We start from the raw sequence: 562 nt of genomic DNA, 5'->3' as shown, positions 1-562 counted from the left end.
CGCCGCGGATTCCCATCAGCTTCAACGCCGCCACATACGGCGACGCGCCGATCTCGACGGAATTCCACGGCAAGATCACGACGAGCAGAAAAACCGAGCCAACAAAGAAGATCGCGATGCGAGCGGCCACCGCGTTGGTCGCTCGCTGAACCGCGCGCTTCGGATGCGGGGTTTCACCGGCGGCGATGGTCGCGACCTCCGCGCCGACCATCGAGAAGATCACGACCACGATCGCGGCGAAGACGCCCGCCACACCCTGGGGGAAAAACCCGCCATGTGACTGGAGATTGGAAAAATCCACGTGTCGATGCGGCCACAGCCCCGCGACGAACAACGCGCCGAGCCCGAGGAAACACACGATGGTTGCGACTTTGATTCCGGCGAACCAGAATTCGAATTCCCCGAACGACGACACCGAAAACAAGTTGGTCGCCGTCATTGCCAGCATCAGTATCAGAGACACCAGCCACAGTGGAACATGCAACCAGTAGGTCATGACTTTGGCGCCGGCAACCGCCTCGAAACCGACGACGATCACCCAGTAATACCAATACAGCCAGCC

At 60.3% G+C, this 562-nt stretch carries 1 pseudogene; it reads right to left on the bottom strand.

Going from position 1 to position 562, the window contains the following annotated elements:
• Positions 1–562, bottom strand: a pseudogene (locus ACFE99_RS15740) (GABA permease); the annotation flags it as partial.

Source organism: uncultured Mycobacterium sp. (assembly GCF_964249325.1).
GTDB lineage: Bacteria > Actinomycetota > Actinomycetes > Mycobacteriales > Mycobacteriaceae > Mycobacterium.
Note: the sequence above shows the minus strand (reverse complement) of the source record. Positions and strands in the feature narration are given on the sequence as shown.